The 22,458-nt window shown below is 39.3% G+C and carries 16 protein-coding genes and 1 tRNA gene; 7 read left to right on the top strand and 10 right to left on the bottom strand.

Annotated elements, in window-relative coordinates; translation table 11 throughout:
* Positions 1–20: 20 nt before the first annotated feature.
* Together bamG and ACZOVS_RS05885 are read right to left on the bottom strand one after the other, a co-directional pair.
* On the bottom strand, positions 21–1,307 hold the full coding sequence (bamG, locus tag ACZOVS_RS05890; protein WP_483996305.1) for a BamG family beta-barrel-assembly machinery protein: 1,287 nt from the start codon (positions 1,305–1,307) through the stop codon (positions 21–23).
* Complete coding sequence (locus ACZOVS_RS05885) at positions 1,294–2,025, bottom strand: type III pantothenate kinase (RefSeq protein ID WP_483996304.1); 732 nt, start codon at positions 2,023–2,025, stop codon at positions 1,294–1,296. Before ACZOVS_RS05885 ends, bamG begins: the two co-directional genes overlap by 14 nt.
* A gap of 128 nt (positions 2,026–2,153) precedes the next feature.
* Here ACZOVS_RS05885 and ACZOVS_RS05880 point away from each other — a divergent pair.
* Both ACZOVS_RS05880 and ACZOVS_RS05875 read left to right on the top strand, forming a co-directional pair.
* Positions 2,154–2,226, top strand: a tRNA-Phe gene (locus ACZOVS_RS05880).
* 671 nt (positions 2,227–2,897) lie between these two features.
* Positions 2,898–3,974, top strand: coding sequence for a YeiH family protein (locus tag ACZOVS_RS05875; protein ID WP_483996303.1), 1,077 nt, complete (start codon positions 2,898–2,900; stop codon positions 3,972–3,974).
* Positions 3,975–4,065: 91 nt separating this feature from the next.
* On the opposite strand, the gene ACZOVS_RS05870 is transcribed toward ACZOVS_RS05875, so the two are convergent.
* Positions 4,066–4,908 (bottom strand): helix-turn-helix domain-containing protein, encoded by an 843-nt coding sequence (locus ACZOVS_RS05870; RefSeq protein ID WP_321584793.1) that lies wholly within the window; start codon positions 4,906–4,908, stop codon positions 4,066–4,068.
* 168 nt (positions 4,909–5,076) lie between these two features.
* Between ACZOVS_RS05870 and ACZOVS_RS05865 the strand changes: the two genes are divergently transcribed.
* The 3 genes from ACZOVS_RS05865 to ACZOVS_RS05855 are packed head-to-tail and all read left to right on the top strand — an operon-like array spanning position 5,077 to position 10,759.
* A complete protein-coding gene (locus tag ACZOVS_RS05865) occupies positions 5,077–6,183 on the top strand; it encodes an efflux RND transporter periplasmic adaptor subunit (protein WP_483996302.1) in 1,107 nt (368 codons plus the stop codon).
* A 3-nt stretch (positions 6,184–6,186) separates the two neighbouring features.
* Positions 6,187–9,399 (top strand): efflux RND transporter permease subunit, encoded by a 3,213-nt coding sequence (locus ACZOVS_RS05860; protein WP_483996301.1) that lies wholly within the window; start codon positions 6,187–6,189, stop codon positions 9,397–9,399.
* Positions 9,371–10,759 carry a TolC family protein gene (locus tag ACZOVS_RS05855; protein WP_483996300.1) on the top strand — a complete coding sequence of 463 codons (1,389 nt, stop codon included), beginning with the start codon at positions 9,371–9,373 and terminating at the stop codon, positions 10,757–10,759. Before ACZOVS_RS05860 ends, ACZOVS_RS05855 begins: the two co-directional genes overlap by 29 nt.
* 236 nt (positions 10,760–10,995) lie before the next feature.
* Here ACZOVS_RS05855 and ACZOVS_RS05850 read toward each other — a convergent pair whose 3' ends face one another.
* From ACZOVS_RS05850 to gloA2, 3 genes are read right to left on the bottom strand one after another with little or no spacing between them, the layout of a single operon-like run.
* Positions 10,996–11,463 (bottom strand): GAF domain-containing protein, encoded by a 468-nt coding sequence (locus ACZOVS_RS05850; protein ID WP_483996299.1) that lies wholly within the window; start codon positions 11,461–11,463, stop codon positions 10,996–10,998.
* A 4-nt stretch (positions 11,464–11,467) separates the two neighbouring features.
* Positions 11,468–12,031, bottom strand: a complete 564-nt coding sequence (locus tag ACZOVS_RS05845) for a flavin reductase family protein (protein ID WP_483996298.1) — start codon at positions 12,029–12,031, stop codon at positions 11,468–11,470.
* A 29-nt stretch (positions 12,032–12,060) separates the two neighbouring features.
* The gene (gene gloA2 / locus ACZOVS_RS05840) at positions 12,061–12,456 is read right to left on the bottom strand and encodes an SMU1112c/YaeR family gloxylase I-like metalloprotein (RefSeq protein ID WP_483996297.1); all 396 of its coding nucleotides are present in this window, start codon (positions 12,454–12,456) and stop codon (positions 12,061–12,063) included.
* 143 nt (positions 12,457–12,599) lie between these two features.
* Here gloA2 and ACZOVS_RS05835 point away from each other — a divergent pair, with 143 nt between their 5' ends.
* Positions 12,600–12,818 (top strand): hypothetical protein, encoded by a 219-nt coding sequence (locus tag ACZOVS_RS05835; RefSeq protein ID WP_483996296.1) that lies wholly within the window; start codon positions 12,600–12,602, stop codon positions 12,816–12,818.
* 80 nt (positions 12,819–12,898) lie between these two features.
* Positions 12,899–13,069 carry a transposase gene (locus ACZOVS_RS05830; RefSeq protein WP_483996313.1) on the top strand — a complete coding sequence of 57 codons (171 nt, stop codon included), beginning with the start codon at positions 12,899–12,901 and terminating at the stop codon, positions 13,067–13,069.
* 254 nt (positions 13,070–13,323) lie between these two features.
* On the opposite strand, the gene ACZOVS_RS05825 is transcribed toward ACZOVS_RS05830, so the two are convergent.
* The 4 genes from ACZOVS_RS05825 to ACZOVS_RS05810 form a co-directional block, all read right to left on the bottom strand.
* Positions 13,324–17,271 carry an Eco57I restriction-modification methylase domain-containing protein gene (locus tag ACZOVS_RS05825; RefSeq protein WP_483996295.1) on the bottom strand — a complete coding sequence of 1,316 codons (3,948 nt, stop codon included), beginning with the start codon at positions 17,269–17,271 and terminating at the stop codon, positions 13,324–13,326.
* A 1-nt stretch (position 17,272) separates the two neighbouring features.
* On the bottom strand, positions 17,273–18,283 hold the full coding sequence (locus tag ACZOVS_RS05820) for a restriction endonuclease subunit M (RefSeq protein WP_483996294.1): 1,011 nt from the start codon (positions 18,281–18,283) through the stop codon (positions 17,273–17,275).
* A 22-nt stretch (positions 18,284–18,305) separates the two neighbouring features.
* Positions 18,306–19,436 carry an AAA family ATPase gene (locus ACZOVS_RS05815; RefSeq protein ID WP_483996312.1) on the bottom strand — a complete coding sequence of 377 codons (1,131 nt, stop codon included), beginning with the start codon at positions 19,434–19,436 and terminating at the stop codon, positions 18,306–18,308.
* 325 nt (positions 19,437–19,761) lie between these two features.
* Complete coding sequence (locus ACZOVS_RS05810; protein WP_483996293.1) at positions 19,762–22,236, bottom strand: helix-turn-helix domain-containing protein; 2,475 nt, start codon at positions 22,234–22,236, stop codon at positions 19,762–19,764.
* Between the last annotated feature and the right edge of the window lie 222 nt (positions 22,237–22,458).

The following is a 22,458-nucleotide window of genomic DNA, read 5'->3' as shown; positions in this document are numbered from 1 at the left end:
TTTTATAATTGATTGATGTTTTACTTATATTTTCTTTTTACAAACCATCTGTCGTGTATCGACATTCCAATAGAGATATTGAAATAATTCTCTCTGATGAGATCATGTTCAATAGTTCCCATTTTACCGAACTCCAAGGCAACATTAAACGATGTCAACGAACGCGGGAAAGGTATGCCCAATCCTATTGTAAAGCCGAATTTATCGATAGATTGATCATATATATTAAAATATGTGCGGTCATAATGGAAGCCGGCACGATAAGTCATTTTCCTTAAAAAACCCGACAACGAGGTGGTTTCAGGTTTATATTGACCTCCTACTGCAATATTCCAAGAATTCTGCAAAGAATCATTCTCAGCATTTACCTCAAAACCTTTCCAATTATCCCAGTTGAAATCTACACCCAACATCCAACGTTCACCTTTTTTCAATACTACACCGGCACCTATGCCTTGCGGCAGTTTAAAACTTACCTTTTCATCCTTTCTATATTTCAATGTATCTATCGGATTTTCCACGCTGTTGCCAAACCCATTGAACATGGAACGAATAAAGATATCTCTTTTCCCATTTATTTTCGCTTCCTGCGTATAGTTAAGTCCCAAAGTCAATGAATATTCATTTTTCATTGGCAATACAAAAATAATGCCATAATCAAACTTAAAGTCACTGACCTTCATATCTATGGTACGACGACCGTTCAACATGTACGTTGAATCAGGATAATATATCATGGTTTCCGTTGACAGAGTACCAAAAACATAAGACACTTTGGCACCCACAGAAATATTCTTTGTAATTCTGAATCCATTGGCGAAAAATGCCTGATTAAGACCACCGTCACCAGTAAAATTGATGCTATATGAACCCGGATTATAAAGATCCACTACTACATTATAATCCCTACTGCTATAAGGAGCAATTCCTATGCCCATTTTCCACCATTTCGTCACTCCGAAACCCATACTTGCATAATCAAATGAGGCATTAGAACCATTTTCAGACATCTCCATTGTTCTGTAAGAAGCCATCTTAATATAAAAACCGGCATCAAGCAAGAACGTCAATGAGTCGATAAAAGCATAAGAAGCCGGATTGGCAGGGTTTAAGATATTGCCTCCCAAAATGGCATTACTCAATCCTCCCATACCTTTCATCATGGTATTTGCCGGATTATCGCTTATCATACCCAAGCCGAAACGAGAGTAAGGTGAACTGATGTCTGCCTGACCCAAAACGGACAAATTAATTGACAAAATAATAACCAATAAAAATGGTGTCTTATGTAACTTATTGATTTTCATTATAATCAAGTATATATCTTAAACCATGGAAGATAAAATTTGATTCTGCAAAGATGCAATTTTTTAACTTGTTTTCAAAGAAAATATTGTCTCCACCTATCAAAAAAACATCTAAATTATTGAAAATGTTGGAATAAGAATCAATAAAAAGTTCCATTTCATATTGGACGCCCAACATAACGCCTGCCTCGAGGCACTCCTGCGTCGTCTTGCAAATGAGATGTTTCTCGTTGTTGGTAGGACTGCAAAGAGGAAGCAATCGAGTATGTTCGTGCATGGACTTAAACCTAAGGTTAATCCCGGGAGAAATAGGTCCGGGATAATAAAAACCGTCATCAGTGAGTATATCGTAAGTTATACAGGTGCCAATGTCAATGACAAGAACATTTTTGGAAGGTTTGAAATAAGCGGCAGATGCCATGGCTGCAAGACGGTCGGCACCAATCTGGGAAGTATTTGGAAGAGATATCTTGAATGGAAGGCGAGTCTTGTCGGACAAAACCACCATTTCGAGTGAACCACATTGAGAAAGGCATTCCTCAACATGACCCCCAACCGATGAAATTATACCTCGCTTAATAAAGGGATAATGCGATAACAATACCGCCAAATCATCACCTTCAGGGTCAAAAACACCGGTATCATCTATTTTTTCACCATCGAACACAGCATATTTAGCCCTTGTATTCCCAATATCTACGGTTAAAACAACACTCATAACCTTAATTTAAAAATTTGGATGCAAAATTATTGATTATGAGTGAAACTTTTACAAAAATACAAAAAAAATTATTTTTTTGTTGTGGTATTAAAAAAAAGGAGTATCTTTGCAGCGCAAAAATGGATGGTACCATAGCTCAGTTGGTAGAGCAAAGGACTGAAAATCCTTGTGTCCCCGGTTCGATTCCTGGTGGTACCACAGAAAAACGCTTCATGTCATAATGAGGCGTTTTTTGTTTGTTTTTATTGACATTGTTTTGATAATAAATATTGCAAAATTCTGAAAATCAATAATAGCTTTACTTAAATGCATGAGATGTCATTATCGTTTACAAAACATTCGTAACTTACATTACACGTTCGATGACATTTTAATATTTACATCCGCCTACTTATTTCCTCCTAAAAAATGAAAAACAAATCGATATTCGGAATTTCAATGCTCATACCCAAACATCGAATACTTACAATTTTTTTAAACTAAAAATTCCGCACCTTACATTAACATCATCTTTATTATAAGCATTTTATACAACGTTAATTGTTATTGTGACAGTAATAGAATGTCGATAAAAAGCATGCCGTATCATTTTTTTGTTGTTTCAATTTCAAGAATCATTATATTTGCCGCACAAAAAAGCAAGATCATACCGGTTGAATCCGAAATTAAAATTTCGGTCGAAACCGTATGGAAGTTGATAATAAAAGCGACAGTTCTTTGATGTAACAGTTAATAAGAAAACAGTTTTATCATAACACTTATTAACTTCAGAAGCATTGCTTTTGCAAAAAACATCAAGTCTGTTTATAAATACACATTACAGGCTTAATAAGTTATTTTTTTATTATTTAATATTAAAACGAACCATTATGTTTGAAAAAGGGAATCGAGCCAATACTGTTCACGGCATATTGTTGATAGGATTATTTTCATTTGCAGCATTTTATTTAGCAGATGTACCATTCATAAAGCACCTTTCATTAAGTCCATTAATTATAGGTATCATTTTGGGAATGTTGTATGCCAACAGTCTGCGCAACAAGTTGCCGGAGACATGGGTACCGGGTATCAAATTCTGCTCCAAACAGATATTACGTGCCGGCATTGTGTTATATGGGTTCAGGCTCACTCTGACACAGGTAATTGCAGTAGGACTTCCTGCCATAATAATAGATACCATTATAGTTGTAGGTACCATCTTTTTAGGAATATGGTTTGGACGGATGTTGAAAATGGACAGAGACACTGCACTGATGACGGCGACGGGAAGTGCCATTTGCGGTGCTGCAGCCGTATTGGGAGCCGAGCCTGTCGTCAAATGCGAAAGTTACAAGACTGCCATTGCCGTATCAACGGTAGTTATTTTCGGGACACTGTCCATGTTCTTGTATCCAGTCATGTACCGTACCGGCATGTTGGACGCTCTCAATAATACTGAGATAGCAATATATACGGGAAGTACGTTGCATGAAGTGGCGCATGTTGCCGGTGCGGGTAACGCCATGGACCCTACCGATACTCTCGGCATAGCAGGTACGGCGACAATTACGAAAATGATACGCGTCATGATGCTCGCTCCTGTTTTGGTCGTCATGGGATTCGTGTTGAAAAGAGACAAACAAAACGGAAACAACACATCCAAAGAAAAAAGAAAAATCACCATCCCATGGTTTGCTTTCGGCTTCATAGGCATCATCATATTGAACACTTTGCTGCAGTATCTCTTCAAAGCCGACAACGTAAAAGAGATTCCACTGAATGGAGTAATAGAATATATCGACACTTTCATGCTCACCATGGCAATGACTGCACTCGGCACAGAAACCAATATCCAGAAATTCAAACAGGCAGGTTCAAAACCGTTTTTACTTGCCGCTTTTCTGTTCGTATGGTTAGTAGTAGGCGGTTATTTCTTAACCAAATATCTTGCTCCGGTTTTTGAATGATATGACTATTTGTATTTCGTCAATTCGTTGATTATAAACAAAAAATAATAAGACAAATATTTCAAATAGACATACGTCTATATTTTTGACACTACATTTCCATTATTTTTGCTCTATAGCCGGATAATGTATATTTAGTATGATGTTTAAAATAGCGCCCGAGATAAGAATGGTCCGGGAAATGAAAATAATCTGCTATTTGTTGCAATGTCATGTCTGAAAAGGTAAGCATGATTTTTATTTCCTGAATTACATGAGAATCTATGATTTGTTTTGGATTTTTATTCGCAATTTCCGTTGTGATATAAGTCAAATAACGCGTTGTTATACACAAATTGTCGGCATAAAACTTCACGTCATGATGTTCCACCCCGAACGTTATCAGTAAATCCATAAATTTATTAAAAATCTCTTGAATGTGCGTATGTCCACGGCTATGCTCTTCCACTCTCAAATCACGTTGTATCTTGTCATAAATATCAAGCAATATGATACGCAAGAAATACATGACAATAACATCTCTGTAACGGTTTGCTGTATCAGCAGCCATTCTTTTTATTAATACGAAATAATGTTCCATGCTTTTTACAGCATCAGGAGGATAATGATAAACAGGAACATTAACAATATGATGAAACAAAAAAGATTTTATTTTTGAACTTGCTTGAAAAAACATCTTCTGTGAAAAATAAAATATAGTGCATGAAAAATCTTCCGTATTATTATTAATAGAGACAAAACTTCCACTCATCAAAACAGCTTCCGAACCAGTACTTATATTATATTTTTTTGTATTGACTATCAGTTCAGCATGACCACTTTTGCATAACATAATGGCACCTCCACGAAGTTTTATCGGTTGATTCCGATTCATCTCCGACCCCATATCTCTAATAATAAACGACTGATTACCAAGGATAAGACTGTTTTTCATAATAAATTATTTTTACACACGGCATTAATGTTTCAAAAGTTTATTTGCAAAAATTGTTCCGATTTTGAAAATAATACATCATATAATGAAAAAATACGGGTCATCCATAACATATAATTTTGCGATTACAAAACAAGGGAGTATGATTTGAAAAGAAAATATATAAATATGAAAAGAAAAGTTATCAAATTATCTATTGTATTGATATGCATTTTGCTTAATTTCAGTTGCGAGCAAGTGCCTGAGGAAGTTGACAATCCGGTTTATAAAGTCATCACCATTAAAACCACTGATGCTGAAATATCAAGCAGTTATCCGGCTTCCATCCAAGGGCGTCAAGACATTGATATTTATCCTCAAGTCTCGGGTACCATTTCCAATGTCTGTGTAAAAGAAGGACAAAGCGTTAAAAAAGGAGAATCATTATTTATCATTGATCAAGTTCCGTTTAAAGCGGCATTACAAATGGCTGAAGCCAATGTAAAAGCTGCAGAAGCCGCTGTTGCCACGGCACAATTGGTTTATGAAAGTAAACAAGCATTACATGCAGACAGTGTTATTTCTCAATTTGACCTGCAAACAAGTAAAAACGACTTACTCACTGCAAAAGCACAATTAGCTCAAGCCCAAGCTCAGGAAGTCACTGCAAAAAACGATATGACATATACCATGGTATTAAGTCCGGCAGACGGTGTTATAGGCACATTGCCATATCGCGAAGGTGCACTTGTTTCACCAACGCTTCCTAAACCGCTGACAACAGTATCGGACAATTCCGAAATGTATGTATATTTCTCCTTATCAGAAAACAAACTGCTCGAATTATGCAGTGAACATGGTTCCATGAAAGAAGTATTGACAAGTCTCCCAAAAGTAAAGTTACAACTCAACAACGGTTCGATATACCATGATGAAGGTCATATTGAAACCATCAGTGGTGTAATAGATCCCAGCACCGGCAGCGTGTCAGTACGTGCTGTATTTCCAAATAATGGAGGACTACTTCACAGCGGTGCATCCGGCAATGTCGTTTTGACTCAAAATTATCCAAACAGCATTGTCATTCCTTGTAATACTACTTTTGAAATACAAGATATGATATTTGTATATAAAGTTATTGACGGCATAGCGACATCATGCAACATAAACGTCTTACTGACAAATGACGCCGAACACTACATAGTAACCTCAGGTCTTAACGAAGGTGACGTCATTGTTGCCGAAGGTGTAGGTCTGTTACAGGATGGTACTGTCATCGAAACAAAGGAGGAATAATATATGAATCTAAAAGTTTTCATAGAAAGACCTATACTTTCGAGTGTAATATCAGTATTACTTTTATTGGCAGGTATCATAGGCATATTAACCCTTCCTATTGAACAATATCCCGACATTGCACCACCTACCGTCTTGGTAAGGACCTCCTATCCGGGTGCAAGTGCCGAAACCATACAAAAATCAGTGATTGCACCTTTGGAAGAATCTATTAACGGAGTAGAAAACATGGACTACATGCAATCCACATCTACTAATTCAGGTTCAATAAGTATAAACGTTTATTTCAGACAAGGAACAGATCCTGACATGGCTACAGTAAACGTACAAAACCGTATCTCTCAGGCTGCAGGTTCTCTTCCGGCAGAAGTAACTCGTATAGGTGTTACAGTATTAAAACGTCAAAACAGCATGCTGAAAATTGTATCCCTGCACAGTCCTAATGGGACTTATGACACTAAATTTTTAGCCAATTATATGAAAATAAATCTGGAACCTCAGTTAAAACGTATTAAAGGTGTCGGTGATGTATTGTTGCATTCCAATCAATATAGTATGCGAATATGGCTCAATCCGAGCGCAATGGCTCAGCACAATCTAATTCCGGATGATATTACCAATGTGCTATCAGAGCAAAATATTGAATCAGCGACCGGTTCATTCGGAGCAAATTCATCTTCCACATACGAATACACAATGAAATACCGAGGCAGAAAGCTTACACCGGAAGAATTTGGAGAGATTGTAATAAGTGCTCTGCCGGACGGTGAAATACTGCGTCTGAAAGATGTAGCCAAGATAGAATTGGGATTAGAATCTTACGACTATGAATCTAAAATAAACGGACATCCCGGCATTCAGTTTATGATATTCCAAACTGCAGGCTCCAATGCCACAGAAGTAGTGAATACCATTGACGACTTATTGGAAGAAGTAAAAAAGGACCTCCCGGACGACATAGAAATCGATACTTTAATGAGTGTAAATGATTTTCTATACGCATCCATGGCGGAAGTATTCAAATCATTAGTTGCAGCATTCATATTGGTAGTTTTGGTAGTGTATTTCTTTCTTCAAGACATACGGGCGACTCTTATACCGTCCATTTCCATTATTGTATCATTAATAGGTACATTTGCTTTTATGGCATTAGCCGGTTTTACCATTAACCTTTTAACACTATTCGCACTTGTACTGGCAATAGGTACAGTCGTCGATAATGCCATTGTAGTTGTGGAAGCTGTTCAAGCAAGATTCGACATCGGTTTCAAGTCTTCATATCAGGCAACAAATGACGCCATGGGCGGCATCACCGGTGCCATCATTACTTCTACATTAGTATTCATGGCAGTATTTATTCCGGTATCCATGATGGGTGGTACTTCCGGTATTTTCTATACTCAATTCGGAATCACCATGGCTGTAGCAGTAGGAATATCCGCAATTAATGCATTGACACTTTCACCGGCTTTATGCGCCATATTGATGAAGCCTTATATTGATGAAAATGGAAATGAAATAAACAACTTCTCCACTCGCTTCAGAAAAACATTTACGACTTCTTTCAATGCTGTCGTCAATCACTATAAATACGGTGTTTTGTTTTTTATCCGTAAAAAATGGGCGATGTGGAGTATTATTGCCATTTGCATCACCTTACTCATTGTATTCATGACAACTACCAAAACAGGATTTGTACCGGACGAAGATATGGGAACCATAATGGTCAATGTAACAGCAAAACCGGGAAGTTCGCTACAAAACACCGATAATATCATGAACGAAGTAAGCAAACGTATAGAAGATATGGAACAAATAAAACTAAGTTCTATCGTCAGCGGTGCAGGTACTGTTGCAGGTAATGGAAGTTCATTTGGAATGATGGTATTAAGTCTGAAAAACTGGAATTATCGTAAAGATCAATCCGACAAGATAAATGCCCTTATTACAGAAATCAGGGAACGTACTGCCGACATAAAAGACGCTCAAATCATGCCTGTTGCTCCTCCTGTCATTACTGGCTATGGCATGACAAATGGATTCGAGATGCACTTGCAAGATAAAAACGATGGTGATATAAATGAATTTTTCGATATTACTCAAAATTTCATTAATACTTTAAATGAACGTCCTGAGATTGAAGTAGCATACACATCATTCAATCCTGAATATCCACAATACATGGTTGATGTCGATGCTGCAAAATGCAAACGAGCCGGAGTATCTCCTGCCACTGTATTATCAACATTATCAGGCTATTATGGAGGACAATACGTTTCCAACATTAACCGTTTTTCTCATGTTTATCGTGTAACCATACAAGCCGACCCCAAATACAGGATAAGTCCTGAAACATTGGAAAACACCTATGTACGCATGAACAACGGAGAAATGGCACCATTAAACTATTTTTTGACACTTACCAAAGTTTACGAGCCACAATCTCTCAACAGATTCAACATGTATTCATCTATTGCCATAAACGGTTCTGCTGCCGATGGATATTCTTCAGGTGATGCCATAAAAGCCATTCATGAAGTAGCAGAACAAACGTTACCAAGAGGATATGATTTTGAGTTTTCCGGCATCACACGTGAAGAAAACAATACAACAAATCGTTCCATTATCATATTTGTCATTTGTATTGTACTTGTTTATTTGATTCTGTGCGCATTCTACGAAAGTATATTTATCCCGATTGCTGTCATTATTTCCGTACCCTGCGGACTTATGGGCAGCTTTCTGTTTGCCAAACTATTTGAATTAGACAACAACATTTACCTGCAAACAGGCATCATCATGTTAATCGGGTTACTGGCAAAAACGGCTATTCTGATTACCGAATATGCCACCAAACACCGCAAAGCCGGAATGAGCCTGACACAGGCCGCCATCGCCGCCGCAAAGGTCCGTTTACGTCCTATACTTATGACTGCATTAACCATGATTTTCGGTATGATACCGTTAATGTTCTCTAATGGTGTCGGTGCCAATGGAAACTCATCATTGGGAACCGGTGCGGTAGGCGGCATGCTCGTCGGGACTTTAGTATTATTATTCCTCGTTCCAGCATTATTTGTTGTATTCCAATGGATTGAAGAACGCTTCCGTCCAATGGAACACGAAAGAACAAACTTGGCCATTGAAGCTGAAATCAAGGATTTAAAACGATTAAATAATGAAAATAATGAACAAACTGATAATAATAACGCTTAATGCTTTACTTCTGCTGACAAGCAGTTGTGGCATATACCGTAAATATGAACGTCCAGATAACTTGGTTACCGACTCATTGTTCGGTGAAAAATATCATACTGTTGATACAACATCCATTGTTGCAATGTGCTGGAAAGAACTTTTTACCGACCCTCTGTTGCAAGTTTTAATACAAAAAGGCTTAGACAACAACACTGACATACAAAGTGCCGAACTCCGTGTAGAAGCTGCTCGAACAAATTTACAAACAGCACGTTTGGCATATCTTCCAATATTCAATTTCAGTCCAGAAGCCGGAAACAATGTTTTCAAATCTGTTTCCGGTACATGGACATATAGCGTTCCTGTCACAGCAAGTTGGGAATTAGACCTGTTCGGCAAACTTACTAACACGAAACGCATGACACATTCTTCCTTTCGTCAAAGTTTGGATTATTGTCAGACCGTTCAAACAAATCTTATTGCCGAGATTGCTACACAATATTATACCTTACTCATGCTCGACGAACAATTGCGCATTGCATTGGAGACAACAGACAAATTTTATAAAAGCGTCAAGGTCATGCGCTCTATGAAAAATGCCGGTCTTGCCAATGAAGTAGGAGTAGCTCAAATGGAAGGCGCTTATTATGAAGTAAAGGCAAGTGCCGAAGACTTAAAACGTTCCATCAACGAAGTCGAAAACACTTTGTCCACACTGTTATGCGAAACGCCTCATGCAATAGAGCGTGGCACTTTATCAAATACCGAATTTCCTCAAGAACTTAAAACAGGACTTCCTGTCAACCTGTTGTCCAATCGTCCTGATGTACGTTATGCAGAAGAATCATTGATACAAGCCTATTATGCCGTCAACATATCCCGTGCTGCCCTATATCCTGCATTAAACCTCAGTGGTTCAGCAGGATGGACTAACAGTCTCGGCTCTACAGTGGCAAATCCGGCAGGTTTATTACTATCTGCCGCAGGTTCGCTTTTTATGCCTGTTTTAAACGCCCGTTCCAACATCAATAAAGTTAAAATTGCAAAAACTCAACAGGAAGAAGCACAACTGTTTTTCCAACAAACTATACTAAATGCAGGTGCTGAGGTAAATAATGCACTTACACAATATCAAACAGCCTTGGCTAAAAGCGAATGGCGTTCACATCAGGTGTCATCGCTAATCACTGCCGTCAATAAAACTGAAAAACTAATGGAACATACCTCAACCACCTATTTGGATGTACTAACAGCTCAACAATCTTTGCTCTCAGCTCAAACAGCACAGGCACAAGACAAATTTGAAATGATTCAAAGTGTTATCAACTTATATCACGCCTTGGGCGGTGACCAAACCTTGAAATCAGAAGAAGAATAATCCATACACTTAGATTTTTTCTGTAATCAACCTTTTCAATTACCCAACCCGTACAGTTCTATGTTGCTGTACGGGTTCTCTTCATTACTACTCAACAAAAGTTTTTCAAGAAATAAAATTTACAACTAAAATATATATGTCAACCTTTTTGGTCACATTTGCTAATTCTATAACAATATCACCATGTTTTAACAACATGTAATCTTTCTTACTATTAAATAAACTACAGCTGACCGTCAGAGCAATGCTACAATCTTTTCAAGCCATATCCGATCTTCGTCATCGAAAGTATTAAAATGTTCACTGTCAATGTCAAGCACAGCGGTTATCTGTCCACCATGCCAAACCGGGACTACTATCTCGCTTCGTGAGGCGGTGCTACAGGCAATATGTCCCGGAAACTGTTCCACATCGGGAACTATCTGTGTCTGCTGTTTTTTCCATGCAGTGCCGCACACCCCACTCCCATAACGTATCCGGCTGCATGCCAAAGGTCCTTGAAAAGGTCCCAATACCAACTCTCCTCCCATGACTCTGTAAAAACCGGTCCACCAGAACCCGAAAGTGGCATGTATCATGGCAGCCACATTTGCCATATTGGCTACAGTATCGGACTCGCCTGCCAAAAGTGAAACTATTTGTTTGTAAAGCAACGCGTATTTCTCTGCCTTGCTGCCATCAGCAATTACTAAATTTTCAGACATGACATTATTTCTTCAACAACCTTTTACCATCTGAAAAAGCCTTGCCCACCCTTATACCAAGCTCAATATAATCATGATTCACAGGGTCGTATGTTATAGGACGTAACTTAGCCGGGTCTATCTTGCCATCGGTAAGTACACTTTCATCAACGGAAATATTTACTATTTTTCCTACCAAATGACAACTTTCCGGATCATAACTCAATAATTCGCACTCCAATGTCATGGGCATCTCATCTATAATAGGGGCATTAACAATTTCAGAATGCGTTGCATGCAAGCCTGCAATAGCAAATTTATCCTGTTCTTTATTTCCAGATACCATACCGACACAGTCGCATGCCACCATTGTATCGACAGTACCTACACTCACTGTAAAAGCTTTGGTTTTCAATATATTTTGTGTAGTCTTATGTTCTTCTGCCATACAGATGCCAATAGTCTCATCTGTAAACATACCACCCCATGCTGCATTCATGGCATTAGGGCGACCCGACTCGTCGTATGCCGCTACTATGAGCACCGGCATTGGATAAAGCCAACTTTTCTGTCCGAAATTCTTCCGCATATTCTTATTTTTTACATTTAACAGCAAATTTATTTCTCATACAACTCAACAGGCATTCCGTCAGGGTCATGGAAAAACACAAAATGCTTTCCGGTATATTTGTCTATACGTATCTCCTCATGAGGAATCCGCTGTCGGTCAAGTTCTGCCATCGCCGATGTCATGTCATCAATCTCAAAAGCCAAATGAGTCAACCCGGTTGTCTCAGTCTCAGGATTTTCAATGCAAGGCTGTAAGGAAGAATATGAAAACAACTCTATGATATAATCGCCACCAAGTGCAAGGTCACATTTATAAGAGTCTCTTTCCGCTCTGTAGTGTTCCGCAATTACAGTCAACCCAAGTATCCGAGTATAAAAATCCAAACTGCGCCTGTAATCGGAACATATAATAGCGACATGATGAATTCTGTTTAGTTTCAACATTGCGAATAATATTTTAATGATTATTTTACAAAGATAGTAATTTTGTGAGAAAAAAAGCAAATTTTTATCTTTATCCTGTGAAAAATTCATGTTTTGTTTTTTTATAAATTTCACTACTACAAAAATATTAAAGACACCATCATATGACGTCTCTACTTTTTGTGACAATATCTTATCCTGTAATATTAGGATTACTGAGAGACCAGGAGGAAGAATCCAAGCACAAGGCAGAGATGACAATGGACCTCAAGGAAGTATTCAGCTGCGATGATAAAATGATACGAAAGCAGCAGGAATGGAAAGATGGAAAGAGTTCTGTAAGAAATGGAAAGAATATTATCCTGTTTTTGGTAATAAGATGAACAATGAGAGGAATGTTTATTATTTCACATATTTGGATTATCATTATAAAATAAGAAGTATGATATACACGACCAATTGAATAGAGAGACTAAACAGGAATTATAAAAGGACAACGAAAATGAGAGGTGCGTTACCTAATCCGGAATCAACGATATTGTTGTTGGGACATGTGGCGATGACGAGAAGAAGTTATGAATACAAGATACCATTGTTCAAGATGGAAGATAAGAAATTCAGATGGGAGGAATAAAAAGTTATTGTCAGAGCAGCCCGCTTCGGCAGGCATGCGCGATCTGCTCTGACAATTATTTGACAAATTAAAAAAATGTATAAATTTGCAGTCGAAATATGAATCTCAATTACACACTTTTTGAAACACTACTGTTTATAATAATTTGTCAGATTTCAAAGTAATTTATCTAAAATGATAATCTTTTATATAAATTCCATATAACAATTTATTACAGGACATCAATGAAAAACTATACATATTTCACTCTGTTATTATTCCATGGGTTTAATCATGGACTCAATAAAGTCAATCTCTTCGGCCGTTAAACCATATTTCGCATAGAGCTCTGCATCTGTCCATGATTTTGAGAAATCTTGTATTGGAACAAATGAATAAGCTTTTTGCATCGCATTTTGAGTTATTTTAATAATAGAAACTAATAGATGGAATAATTTTGTTTGCATATAAGAAACAACATGTTCTGCAATTTGCCTACTATCATATGGACCTATAACCAGGTATGTCTCTGTGCAACAAGAGCCTGGTTCTACAATAAATGGTGTAATCCAATCTACTTTACAGTCTCCAATGCCCCAAGCTTTAGGTATTAATATTTTATAGTCATCTATCCACGCTACATTTTTTCTGACTGTTTCTCGTCTTATATAACCAACTCCATATTTACGCCATCCATTATAATAAAATTTAATACTCCCATCAAACGGAGTTAGTACAAAATTCGGTTTCACTCGCTTATAACTATTATTTTCCCTAATATCATAACCAAATGGATCATTTGTACTAATTATATCTGAAAAACTACGCTCATTGAAACTTTGTATTTTTCGTAAAATATCAATTACCTTACTATCTCTTATAAATATCTCTGAATTTTGCTCACGCATTGGACGCTCTACAGCGCCAATATCATTTCCATTATGCGTTACTATGTTGCATAAACCCTCTTCATCATTATTTCTTAAGAAATAGCTCACACCTCCTTTAATTTCAACTCCGGGGAAACATTCTGAAGCGTTTGGATAGTCGTGCAAAATTCGAATATGTTTATCATTAAGCATTTTATCCCTAAATTCCTCTAATCCTCGGCCGCCAGTAAACCAACGTGAGGGAGTAATGATGCAAATATACTTGGGAGATAAAGTAAGCGCAGCATCAACAAAATAGTTATAAATAGCAGGCGCACTCGATCCCATTCCTCCTCCGTCGTTTCTTTGATACGGAGGATTACCAACGACGACATCAAATTTCATATCTGTTAATTGCTTTATTATCTCATTATTATTTTTGCCAATCAAATCAAATGAAGTAAAATCGGCATATATGTTTTCAACCGGCATCCCGAGCAGGGTGTAAACCTTACGCGTAAATTCGTAGGCCAAGGTCGAGGTCGCAATTGCATATAACCTTGGCTTTACCTTCTCGCCGAATCTTCGATACAACGCAACGGAAAACTCTCCCTCTTTGGAGGCGATATCGAGGAATTTGGCATCCGCCTTCTCGTTCAACTCTTCAAAAGGCAGGATAGCTACCATCTCGTCGGCGACCTTCGCAGGGGTAACTATCTCTGAATCGGACAAACGTCCGAACCTGCGCATGGCAATCTCTACCCGCTCCATGGGAAGAAGAGCTGCATCGCGGATCAGATCGTTGGTATTTTCAATCTTATAGTCGAGATCATGCAAAATAAACGGATTGCTCTTCTCCTGGATTACCTCCAGAACCCTTCTGTCCAGACCGAGATGGTTGGCGATTCTCCGGTTATCCGTCGTCTCCGGAATCGCGGCAATCACCTCCTCCAACGATTTGACAGTTGAATCCGTCAGAAAGGCAAAGAAGAGAATGCGTGCATAATAGGCGGCGAGCCGTTTGTCGAGTTTATCGTCTTCCTCTGCCGAATTCGGCCGATCGGGTTGTTGATTGGGTTGATCGGTCGGTTCTGCATCTCTGTTTTCCGCCCCTTCCGGCGTATCGGGTGCGTCAGGCATATCAAGATCATCGCCCTTCCCTTTTGTTGGTTTAGTCATAAACCCTCCCTTTGCATCGACAGGAGCAATCCCCCGCAGAACATGGAGAATCTCAGCGTCTTCCAACAGAATGCTGTCGGTCGGGATATCCGATGCCTCGTCTAATACGCTGCGGTTTCGGGAATATTCACGAACCGCATCCGTAATATTGGTCGGAGTCGCTTCCTGCAGCTTATGTTTATTCAGTACGATGATAGGAGATATCGCCAACTCTTTTGCGATGCGGTCTCTCAAACTCGCATTACCCTGAACCTCCGTATTGACATTATAGAACTGTGATTTCAGCTCCTGCAACCGGAACATGCGATTCGGATCGAAATCCACCAACAATGTCTGCGGCTTCATGTTGTATTTGATAGTTCTTCCGCTTTCGCCTTTGAAGGTGGTAATGTATTGATTCTGCAAACGGAATATAGCCTGATCGTATTCCTGTGGAGATGCTGTTCCCTTGAGATAAAGCATCGTGTCCCATTGCGGAACGGTTGTTCCGGTCAGCATCCGGTTAACAGTCAACGTCAGAGTTTTGCGCCCCTCCTCTTCACAAGCCTTGATCTTCCCTTTGACAATATCCGTAGTCGTATATTTATGCTCTTCGTCAAAGCCTGCTATGTTGATAACGTCGTAGTACTGCAGATTTTTGAATCGGTCCTTTTCGCGTTGAATCAATGCGGCCATAGCGTCGCATGAGGCACGGAAAGGCAGCACGACAACAATATGACGGCACATCTTACTCTCCTTGATTTTGTCGTAATCGAGAAAGCCGAGCAGATTCTCATCCTCTTTTGTACCGTCGATTACCTCCAGCAAATCCAGGATCTCCGGTTCGTGTAAAAATTGCCGATGGCTGCCGTTTGCTTTAGGCGTCATCGAGCGAGGCCGGAACAACTCGGAAAATGCGTAGGTAATTCCTTTTTTACGCAATTCCTCCATCTTTTTCACGGAAGAGGCATTCGGATTGAACGCAAAGCGAATCATCTGTGGGAAACCATAATAAGGATTATCCCATTCGTTGCAGTCATCCTCTTTGAGATGCTCGTCATCCCACTGTTTCTGTGCGTCGATAATGTCCGTAAACTGGACAAAGGCAATAATGTCCTCCTTTTTGAATTCATCGCTCATCAAAATTCGGTATGGCGTTCCGGAAAGATGTATGCGAATTTTCGCATTCAAGACTTTGACAGCCTCGTCAACCTGATCGAGCGTTTCAAAGCCATCGACACTTTGCAGTTCTTTCTCAATCTGTGATTTGCTGAGGTTGTATTGTCGCAGGACCTTTCCGTAGGAAGCGCCACGGACGCCGTAATGTGTTTCATCAATAATCAGCAGATCAATCTGATGTTCAAAAACCTCTTTATGCTTTGCCTTGATCTCGTCTCCCTGCAGGTCTTGTAATGTCAGGCAAATCGCGACCTTGCCACCGGCTGCAAGAGTGTTTGAAACAGCCCTTTCATCACTTAGCAATGATTTGCTGTTCAGGAATTTATACTCGGCAAAGTAAACATGGCTCTCAACCGTCTTTTTCCACTCCTCCATGACATCGCCTTTAGCGGAAACGATAACCACAATTTTGGCATCCATCTCTTTGGCGCAGCACATGGCCGTGAAAGACTTGCCGAACCGCATTACGGCATACAGCAACAGGTTGTTGCGTCCGGCAGCCACGGCATTTCTGAAGTTGTCAATGACCTGCTGCTGATTGGCTCGGGGAGGATAGTTATCCGTTCGTTCGTAGGTAAATGTTTGAGGTAAGCGATCAGGAGAATAAAACTGATATTTGCCGTTTTTCTCCCGTGCACTTTGATATATGTCCGATATGGCCTCTTCCAGATCCGCGGTTGTTGCCCCTTCAAAGAACTCCTTTGAATAATAAGGCAGATCAAACGTTTCCGGCAATAACCGGGTCCTGCCTTTTTCTTGCTCCAAAAAGGCATGGACAGCAAAATCACGGAAAATAGTCTCTTCATCTATCTGTGCCGAATGCTCGTACTGCTGCACCAGATTCGGGAATATTTTTTTCCACTCGTCTAAACGTATTAGTACGCCTCGTGTCGTATCGCCGACTTTCAAGTAGTTGGGTACCGTTTCTGTCGAGAATGCATAGATATGCGGCTCGACCCGCCCTACGATCAAACCATCGAAAAGTGTTGTATCTATTTTTAGATTTGCGTCTGCCATACTATTTCCCTTTCTTTAACAGTGAGACAAAAGTCAGCGTTTTATTGCTGCTCCAATCTTTAATCTTGCAATAGGTGCCATTATGTTTGTGAATATTGCCTTTCCGGCAACCTTCACATTCTTGAACCGTTACGCTCGAATCAAACAGATTCCGGACTGTTTGTTGCACGCTATGGCAGCTTCCCGGGATCACCCCTTTCAAACCGTCCATCTGCCAAATGTTCCATGAAATGATGGAAGCAATATATTGCAACGAATTGAGTTGCGGCATTTTGCCAAACTTTGCTTTGTAATAGTCAATGAAGGTATATAAAAGAGCCTCCCGGGCAAGAACGAGGTTGTCTCCCTGCCATTCATAACCGTAAACACTCATATATGCCGATTGGGCAGCTTTTAGCCATTCGCTTGTGGTCTCCGTATTTTCCCCGACAATACGTAATTTTCTATCGAGCAATCCTATCCTTCGTTCTATCGGTATCGGCTCTCCGGTTACGGAATCATATCGGCTCACCAGATAGGGAGCCTCTCCACAGGTGATTTCAAGGCGATTCTCTTTGACGTAATCATGCCACGTTTTATTTTCAGGAAATACTATTTTTCCCTCTGATGGAATCCACGAATGTGAACCGTCAGGATTATCCACCTCTCTATTAAATACATTTTCCCGTCCAAACCAAGCATTGTCAATAAGATTGTTTTGCTTGTTGCAGATCCATGACGGAGTGAAAACTTCGGCCATTTCACGACTGCGCTGTTGCTGCATTTCACGACTTTTGACGGCACGAGGCTTGATTATTTCTCCATTTTTACCCGTAATAGCATTTATTGTTATTTGATCTCCATACTGATATCCGACACCTAATTCGGCATAATTGTTTGTCGCCCAAAATATATTGACTTGACAGTCTTCCGTACTTAAAGTTCGATCCATCAGCAGCATCGAGAGCAGCTCGGATGACCGTTCAAGAATTTCGTTTTCGCGAATATCAGCTTGAAATGTATTATTAGTCATATAGTTCACGTTTCCCTCTTTGTTATCTTTCTAATTCCCGTTTCAGCCACACTACCATGACAGGGTCTGGAATCACCACCTGACATTTCTCGATCTCTATAAGTTCTTTTTTGACCAAAGCCCGTTTTAAAATACTGACATTGGCTGACGAACCGAGCTGATATTTATGCAGAACCTCCTGTGTAGTAAACTCGCTGTGAACTCCATCTATAACAGCTCGCAGAAAATTCATCTGATATGTTGTCAGACTCTCGGTCTGCTTTTCAAATAACGGAGTGTTCTGGTCGATGATATCCTGATAGGCTGCCTCGAAATCCTGCTCTGTTGCAACTTTATCCGTATGAACCCATACTAACCATGCCAACTGCTGCACATACGAAGAATGATTATCCACTCTTTGGCATATCTTCTCGGCCAACTCTTCCGGGATTTGTTTGCCGGTAACTTCAAACCGTCTGCAAATATACTCTATCCAATCTCGTGTCCCGATTTTTGACAGATAAATTGTATCTCCGAATTTATAAAACGGATAACTCTTTTTCTCGAACAGTTCGTTCATCAGATGTTTCTTGCTTCCGAAAAGGCAATAGGACACGGATTTCTGCAACTGCCAAACCGAGCGCAAGCGCTTCTGAAAGGTTTTGGAATCCTTGAACTCTGCAATCTGTTGGAACTCATCAATGCAAACAACGATACTGCAACCTTTCTTTTGAGCTATTTTCTCGGGCAGATGCAGAATTTCATCGATGTCGTTGCTTTTGGGATTCATTTCAAGCGATATGGAGAAATCCTTCATCGGGTCTATACCCATCGATATTTTAGGGGTGATTCGCGAAAGAAACAACTTGACATTTTCAAGCCACTCATCCAATTTCGAAGATGTTTGTTTGAGAACAGCAACAGCAAACGCATCATAAAAATCCTGCTCACTACGACAGGAGAAAATATCAAGATACACAACTTTCAATTTGTCAGATTGTGCCAAACGACACACTTTCTGTACCAATGAGGTCTTACCCCATCGACGGGGTGAAATCAGTACTGTGTTTACGCCATAACGGAAGTTCAACAACAAACGCTCCGTCTCTTTCTCCCGATCAGTAAAGTTATCCCCCGAAGTTGCCACACCGAATATAAAAGGCTTATTCTCCATCATCTTCAATTATTATTCTGATGCAAAGATAGTAAATATTGTTATTACTAACAACATTATTACTAATAAAAATATTACAATCCCTCGATGAGGTCTATCTTCTATGTTTAAATTTCTCTTTGGTCAGATGTATGTCAAACATTCATAGTATAATAGAACTATCCTCGATATTATAAGTTTGTCAATTCCATTCTCCTTTATACTTGCCCGTGTACCACGATTTTTCGAGGGAGCCAAAACCTCGCAAGCCAGTCGAAGACAGGTGTTTTCAGACACACTTTTTGTAACAATATCAAAAACATCCTTATTTACACGTATAAGCTGTTTAATAATCGATTATTTTTCCGGCACGCAATGCCGCCAACACTGCTTTTAATTCAAAATAACTGTAATCTTCTCCAAGGACGTCACGTGCTGCACTGAGAGAAGGGTCCCGACATTCGACAAAATACTCTTTCATCAGTTTTATCTTATCATCAGTAACGAAAGAACGGACATCCATACATCCTTTCTGAATAATCTTACATATATGATTCTCTACAGTAGTTTTCGATATACCCCTTTCTCTGCTTACATCTTCTATTGTTAAACCTCTGTCAAACAATTCTTTAGTCTTATTCTCGGTATCTGTCAAAATATCAGAGTCTATATCTTTTTTCTTATCTTCTACAACATCAAAGCCCTGAGAAGACAACACCATATTGATAATCTCGGCACCGAATTTCTTTATCTTCGTCAGTCCGAGTTTTGCTATACGTTTAAGGTCACTCCTATTTACCGGTTTATTTCTCACTATTTCTTCAATAACTTTTTTAGGAAGAATCTGTACCTGAGTCACATTATTATCATCAGCTTTTTCTTTTCTCCAATCCATCAAAGTGTTATACAGCAATCTGTCCTCCTTTGACATCTTTAATTCCTGACGTTTCAAGTCTTTCTTATTGAACACGAAATCGACGTGCGCCTTGTTGCGCACTCGCAGATAGTCTTTCACGTCAAAGCCCTTGCCGGCGATATCGAGACATCTGTTTTTTACAAACACCACCTCCGACAAAGCCACCAATGCTTCCTGAATATCATTATTAACAGCGACATTCTCAGTATCCAACGCGAGTGTCCTGATATCTTCCAATACAGCAATGGATTTTTTAAAATATTCGCATCCTTTTATTATACGTCCTTGCAACACAGCATTATTCTCAACATCCGACTGCTGCGCCACCATGACATCTATCTGTTTTTTGAATCTCTGTGCCACTGTTACTACATTGTTATAAATAACACTTTTCAGTTCAAAGCCTTTTTCTATTACTTTTCTGTCAAAAATATTCTTATTCTCGAACACCACATTGAAGAGTTTGGCAAGTCTTTCATCAAGTTCTTTAAAATCAAACAATTCTATCAACATAGAATATTCATATCTCTCCTTGTCGGACTGCATCTGGTTCTCATCCGGGTTTTTCTTTTCCATATCGCAAAGAAAACTACTGATATTGTAGTCCGGTGTCAACGTTCTACTTGTCAACTTGGAACGAAGTACGAGACCCTCTAATGAAGTACAACGGCTCAATGCCACATATATCTGTCCATGAGCAAAAGCCCTTGAAGCATCTATGACAAGTTTGTCAAAAGTAAGCCCCTGGCTTTTGTGAATAGTAATAGCCCACGCCAATTTCAAAGGTATCTGTTGGAATGACCCCAAGACATTCTCCTCTATCTCGCCAGTTTTCTCGTTCACGACATATTCCACGTTTTCCCATTTTACCGGAGTCACCTTTACTATCTCGTCTTTACATCTCACCATGACAGTACCATTATCATCATCAAAATCCATCACCTTGCCTATTTTGCCATTATAATATGCTTTTTCCACAGACGGGTCATTTTTCACGAACATGACCTGTGCATTGACTTTCAATACGAGTACATCTTTAGTAGGATATGAGTTTTCCGGAAAATTCCCATTAATATCAGCATGAAATATCTTCTTTTTTGTATCCAAAGATGCCATTTTGTCTTCATTGAAATCATCGACCTGACTGTTATGTGTCATCAAAGTGACATAACCATCCTCTTCGTCAGGTTTAAAATCCGGACGATAGCATTTGTTAAGCATTGCCAACCCCGTCGAGTCCAACCTGTTGTCTCTCACCTTATTGAGTAAATCCACGAAGTCTTTGTCAGCCTGTCGATAAACATGGTCAAGTTCAACGCTGATATATGAAGACTTTTGCAGCACATGACTATCGAAAAAATAAACCGATTTATAATAAGGTTTCAACAGCTCCCATTCTTCCTGTTTGGCAACCGGTGCCAACTGGTGAATATCGCCTATCATCAACATCTGTACGCCTCCAAAAGGTTTGTCGGAATGACGAAGACCGCGTAACACCGAATCCACGGCATCGAGCAAATCAGAACGTACCATGCTTATCTCATCGATGACTATAAGGTCAAGGCTGCGTATCAACTTCATTTTCTGTTTTCTTATCTTCTTTATGTTGCGTGATGCAAAAGGGATCACAACATCCGCACTGTCAATAACTCTGACATCATCAGGTATTTGTGGACCAAAAGGCATCTGAAAAAACGAATGAATGGTCATACCTCCCGCATTGATGGCTGCCACACCCGTAGGTGCAAGTATCACCATACGTTTAAACGTGGTAGCGGCAAGATCCCTCAAAAATGTAGTTTTGCCGGTGCCTGCCTTACCGGTAAGAAAGATGTTCCTATCGGTGTTTTCAACATAAAATCTCACCAATTCAAGATTATAATTATAACTGTTGACATTATCCATCGGACTAAACTTTGGCGAGACGAAGTTACGCAATAATTCTTAACAATATTGTTGTTATATCTTAAAAAATAACATTTCTTTTTGAACATTATTTTATACTTTTGGTTTATATCAATGAAAATAAAATAAAATTCTTTTTCATTTTTTTAGATACCCTTTTCATATCATTACTACTCCGAAAGATGGCCGGAAACCCAAACCGGCTGTCTTTTACTTGACATA

It is taken from the genome of Candidatus Limimorpha avicola, assembly GCF_056978975.1.
The sequence above is the reverse complement of the archived record's forward strand: the minus strand, read 5'-3'. Positions and strand labels throughout refer to the sequence as shown.

What these genes read in the sequence shown, in the direction of transcription:
- bamG (WP_483996305.1), bottom strand. Translation starts at nt 1,307, where the DNA reads ATGAAAATCAATAAGTTACATAAGACACCATTTTTATTGGTTATTATT.
- ACZOVS_RS05885 (WP_483996304.1), bottom strand. Translation starts at nt 2,025, where the DNA reads ATGAGTGTTGTTTTAACCGTAGATATTGGGAATACAAGGGCTAAATAT.
- ACZOVS_RS05875 (WP_483996303.1), top strand. Translation starts at nt 2,898, where the DNA reads ATGTTTGAAAAAGGGAATCGAGCCAATACTGTTCACGGCATATTGTTG.
- ACZOVS_RS05870 (WP_321584793.1), bottom strand. Translation starts at nt 4,908, where the DNA reads ATGAAAAACAGTCTTATCCTTGGTAATCAGTCGTTTATTATTAGAGAT.
- ACZOVS_RS05865 (WP_483996302.1), top strand. Translation starts at nt 5,077, where the DNA reads ATGAAAAGAAAAGTTATCAAATTATCTATTGTATTGATATGCATTTTG.
- ACZOVS_RS05860 (WP_483996301.1), top strand. Translation starts at nt 6,187, where the DNA reads ATGAATCTAAAAGTTTTCATAGAAAGACCTATACTTTCGAGTGTAATA.
- ACZOVS_RS05855 (WP_483996300.1), top strand. Translation starts at nt 9,371, where the DNA reads ATGAACAAACTGATAATAATAACGCTTAATGCTTTACTTCTGCTGACA.
- ACZOVS_RS05850 (WP_483996299.1), bottom strand. Translation starts at nt 11,463, where the DNA reads ATGTCTGAAAATTTAGTAATTGCTGATGGCAGCAAGGCAGAGAAATAC.
- ACZOVS_RS05845 (WP_483996298.1), bottom strand. Translation starts at nt 12,031, where the DNA reads ATGCGGAAGAATTTCGGACAGAAAAGTTGGCTTTATCCAATGCCGGTG.
- gloA2 (WP_483996297.1), bottom strand. Translation starts at nt 12,456, where the DNA reads ATGTTGAAACTAAACAGAATTCATCATGTCGCTATTATATGTTCCGAT.
- ACZOVS_RS05835 (WP_483996296.1), top strand. Translation starts at nt 12,600, where the DNA reads ATGACGTCTCTACTTTTTGTGACAATATCTTATCCTGTAATATTAGGA.
- ACZOVS_RS05825 (WP_483996295.1), bottom strand. Translation starts at nt 17,271, where the DNA reads ATGGCAGACGCAAATCTAAAAATAGATACAACACTTTTCGATGGTTTG.
- ACZOVS_RS05820 (WP_483996294.1), bottom strand. Translation starts at nt 18,283, where the DNA reads ATGACTAATAATACATTTCAAGCTGATATTCGCGAAAACGAAATTCTT.
- ACZOVS_RS05815 (WP_483996312.1), bottom strand. Translation starts at nt 19,436, where the DNA reads ATGGAGAATAAGCCTTTTATATTCGGTGTGGCAACTTCGGGGGATAAC.
- ACZOVS_RS05810 (WP_483996293.1), bottom strand. Translation starts at nt 22,236, where the DNA reads ATGGATAATGTCAACAGTTATAATTATAATCTTGAATTGGTGAGATTT.